Source organism: Georgenia sp. 311, assembly GCF_006151955.1.
Taxonomy (GTDB): domain Bacteria; phylum Actinomycetota; class Actinomycetes; order Actinomycetales; family Actinomycetaceae; genus Oceanitalea; species Oceanitalea wutianyii.
Genome location: NZ_VDFS01000068.1, coordinates 2,601 through 6,416 on the forward strand (window position 1 = coordinate 2,601; position 3,816 = coordinate 6,416).

Sequence of the window (3,816 nt, forward strand, 5' to 3'; positions counted from 1 at the left end):
GTTGCGCGCGAGAGCCGAGTTGCGCGCGACAGCCGACTTCTACGGGGCGACCGGCTTCCCGGTGAACACGAGGTAGCGGTAGCAGAAGTAGCGGAACGCCGTCCCGAGCACGAGGCCCACCCCGTTCGCCGCGATGTTGTCCGCCAGCGGCGAGGTGAAGCCCAGGACGTAGTGCGAGATCCCGAGGGCGCCGACCGCGATGAGCATCCCGCCGGCGTTGACGAGGAGGAACCACACGAGCTCGCGCCCCCGCTGCTCCCGCCGCGACCCGGCGAACGCCCAGTACCGGTTGCCCAGCCAGGCGACGAGCGTCGCGACGACGACGGAGACCACCTTCGCGGTGAGCGGCTTGTGCCCGAGGATCTCCCCCGGCCCGAAGCGCAGGAGGTTCATCAGGCCGACGTCGACGACGAACGCGACACCCCCGACGGCGCCGAACCTCGCCAGCTCGGCCGCCTGCTCGCGCCACCGCCGCCAGCGCCCACCGGCCGCGGGGACCGCCTCGCCGGCCGCCTGATCCTCCTGGGTCGCTGGGCCCGTGGCATGGGACGAGGTCACCTCCCCAGCGTACCGGGCAGTAGGCTCGCGGACCGTGGGAGCAGTGGTGGCGGTCGTGGGAGGCGGGCAGCTCGCCCGCATGATGCAGCAGGCGGCGATCGGGCTCGACGTCCGCCTGCGGGTGCTCGTCGAGGCGCCCGACGGCGCGACCGGCCAGGTGGTGCCGGACGCCCCGGTCGGCAGGGCCGACGACCCGGACGCGGTCCGCGGCATCCTGCCCGGTGCCGAGGTCCTCACCTTCGAGCACGAGCACGTGCCCGGCACCCTCCTCGACGAGCTCGAGGCCGAGGGCGTCGCGGTCCGCCCCGGCGCCCGCGCCCTGCGGCACGCGCAGGACAAGATCGTCATGCGCACCGCGCTGGGCGGGCTCGGCGTGCCGTGCCCCCGCTGGGCACCCGTGCGCACCAGGGACGAGCTCGCCGCCTTCGGGGACGCGACCGGCTGGCCCGTCGTCGTCAAGACCGCCCGTGGCGGCTACGACGGCAAGGGGGTGCGCGTCGTCGCCTCCGCCGACGACGCCGGGGACTGGCTCGACGCGCTCACCGGTGAGGACGCGCTGCTCGCCGAGGAGCACGTCCCGTTCACCCGGGAGCTCGCCGTCCTCGTCGCCCGCCGCCCGAGCGGTGAGGTCCGCGCGTGGCCGGTCGCCCAGACCATCCAGCGCGACGGCGTCTGCGCCGAGGTCCTCGCCCCCGCGCCCGACCTGCCCGCCGAGCTCGCCGCCCACGCCGTCGACGTCGCGACCCGCATCGCCGAAGGGCTCGACGTCACCGGGGTGCTCGCCGTCGAGATGTTCGAGTTCCCGGGCGACGACGGTGCGCCGCGCATCGCCGTCAACGAGCTCGCGATGCGGCCGCACAACTCCGGCCACTGGACCATCGACGGCGCGGTGACGAGCCAGTTCGAGCAGCACCTGCGGGCCGTGCTCGACCTGCCGCTCGGGCCCGCCGACGCGCGCGCCGCGGTGAGCGTCATGGTCAACCTCCTCGGCAGCGAGCTGCCCGACCCGGCGCGCGCCCTCGACGCCGTGTTCGCCCACTGCCCTCGCGCGCGGGTCGAGCTGTACGGCAAGGAGGTCCGCCCCGGACGCAAGCTCGGGCACGTGACGGTCTACGGTGATGACCTCGAGGACGTGCGGCGCGAGGCTCGGGCCGCCGTCGCGCTGCTCGGTGGCCGGCCCGGTGAGCAGGCGCAGGACCCGGTAGGCGCGTGAACGCACCAACGAGGAGAGGACCGCGGATGGACGTCGGGATCGTCATGGGGTCGGACTCCGACTGGCCCGTCATGGAGCAGGCCGCCGACGCGCTGGAGGAGCTCGGCGTCGGCTACGAGGTCGGGGTCGTCTCCGCGCACCGGATGCCGGAGCAGATGCTCGCCTACGGCCGCGAGGCTGCCGGGCGCGGGCTGCGGGTGATCATCGCCGGCGCGGGGGGAGCAGCGCACCTGCCCGGGATGCTCGCCGCCGTGACGCCGCTGCCCGTCGTCGGCGTGCCCGTCCCGCTGCGGCACCTCGACGGGATGGACTCGCTGCTCTCGATCGTCCAGATGCCCGCCGGCGTCCCGGTCGCGACCGTCTCCGTCGGCGGGGCGCGCAACGCGGGGCTGCTCGCCGCGCGCATCCTCGCGGCCGGCACGAGCGAGGCGGACCTCGAGCTGCGCCGGCGCATGGTCGACTTCCAGGAGAACCTGCGCCGCGTCGCCGAGGAGAAGGGTGCGCGGCTCGCCGCGGCGCGCAGGCACACCACGGGCTTCTCGGCGTAGCCGAGCGGGGGCAACGCCCCGCTGCTGCGCGTCGGTAGCCTGACGCCATGAGCATCATGGTCACCGGCGGGGCCGGGTACATCGGGGCGCACGTCGTCCGGCTGCTGCAGGAGCGTGGCGAGGACGTCGTCGTCGTCGACGACCTGTCGACCGGCCGGGAGGACAGGGTCGGTGACGCGACGCTCGTCGAGCTCGACGTCGCCGGTGGTGATGCCCAGCAGCTCCTCGAGCAGGTGATGCGCGAGCGTGAGGTGACCGGCGTCGTCCACTTCGCCGCCCGCAAGCAGGTGGGGGAGTCGGTGGCCCGGCCCGCCTGGTACTTCCAGCAGAACGTCACCGGGCTGGCGAACGTCGTCGCGGCGATGGAGGCCGTGGGGGCGGACCGGCTGATCTTCTCCTCCTCGGCGGCCGTCTACGGGATGCCCGACGTCGAGATCGTCACCGAGGACACCGACCCGCGCCCGATCAACCCCTACGGCGAGACCAAGCTCGTGGGGGAGTGGCTCATCGCCGACGCCGGGCGCGCCTGGGGGCTGCGGGCGGCGTCGCTGCGCTACTTCAACGTCGCCGGCGCCGGGTGGCCCGACCTCGGTGACCCGGCCGTGCTCAACCTCGTGCCGATGGTGCTCGACCGGCTCGCCAAGGGGGAGCGGCCGAAGGTCTTCGGCGAGGACTACCCGACGACGGACGGCACGTGCATCCGCGACTACATCCACGTCCTCGACCTGGCCCACGCCCACCTGGCCGCGCTCGACCACCTCGCGGGCGGCGACGGCGGGAACCTGGTCCTCAACGTCGGCACGGGGCAGGGGGCGTCGGTCAAGGAGGTCATCACCGAGATCGGACGGGTGTCCGGGCTGGACGTGACTCCCGACGTCGAGGAGCGGCGCGCGGGTGACCCGCCGCGGCTCGTCGCCTCCGCCGACCGGATCGCCGAGGTGCTCGGCTGGCAGACGCGCAACGGGCTGCCCGAGATCATCGAGAGCGCCTGGGAGGCCTGGCAGGCCGGCCCCCGCCGCATCGGCTGACCCTCGGCCCCTTCCCTGCCCCCTCGCGAGAGCCGACTTCCTCGCGAGAGCGGAGTTTCGCGCGACAGCGGACTTCCTCGCGACAGCGGAGTTTCGACCGACAGCGGAGTTTCGACCGACAGCGGAGTTTCGCGCGACAGCGGAGTTCCGACCGACGTCGAAGTCTCGCGCGAGAGCGGAGTTTCGCGCGACAGCGGAGTTCCGACCGACGTCGAAGTCTCGCGCGAGAGAGGCCATCCCCTGCGACAGGCCGGGGAGCAGACCCTCGGGGGAGCTGCGCGGTCGCGCGACGGGGAGCAGGCGGCGGCACTGTGCGGAAGCCCGTTGTCGTACGGAAGTCGGCTGTCCCGCACAAGTCGGCTGTCAGCGCACAAAGTCGGCTGTCAGCGCACAAAGTCGGCTGTCGCGCACAAGTCGGCTGTCGGCGGGAGGGGGAGGGGTGTGCTGGCCGGGTGCACGCACCCGGCCA

At 73.8% G+C, this 3,816-nt stretch carries 4 protein-coding genes; 3 read left to right on the plus strand and 1 reads right to left on the minus strand.

What is annotated here, in order from left to right:
- Positions 1–39: 39 nt before the first annotated feature.
- Positions 40–558 carry a GtrA family protein gene (locus FHE66_RS15220; RefSeq protein ID WP_230976519.1) on the minus strand — a complete coding sequence of 173 codons (519 nt, stop codon included), beginning with the start codon at positions 556–558 and terminating at the stop codon, positions 40–42.
- A gap of 43 nt (positions 559–601) precedes the next feature.
- On the opposite strand from FHE66_RS15220, the gene FHE66_RS15225 reads away from it, so the two are divergent.
- From FHE66_RS15225 to galE, 3 genes are read left to right on the plus strand one after another with little or no spacing between them, the layout of a single operon-like run.
- On the plus strand, positions 602–1,771 hold the full coding sequence (locus FHE66_RS15225; RefSeq protein ID WP_139073832.1) for a 5-(carboxyamino)imidazole ribonucleotide synthase: 1,170 nt from the start codon (positions 602–604) through the stop codon (positions 1,769–1,771).
- 26 nt (positions 1,772–1,797) lie between these two features.
- On the plus strand, positions 1,798–2,319 hold the full coding sequence (gene purE / locus FHE66_RS15230) for a 5-(carboxyamino)imidazole ribonucleotide mutase (protein WP_139073830.1): 522 nt from the start codon (positions 1,798–1,800) through the stop codon (positions 2,317–2,319).
- Between the two features lie 47 nt (positions 2,320–2,366).
- Entirely contained in the window at positions 2,367–3,347 is a 981-nt protein-coding gene (gene galE / locus FHE66_RS15235; protein ID WP_139073831.1) for a UDP-glucose 4-epimerase GalE, read from the plus strand.
- Positions 3,348–3,816: the final 469 nt, after the last annotated feature.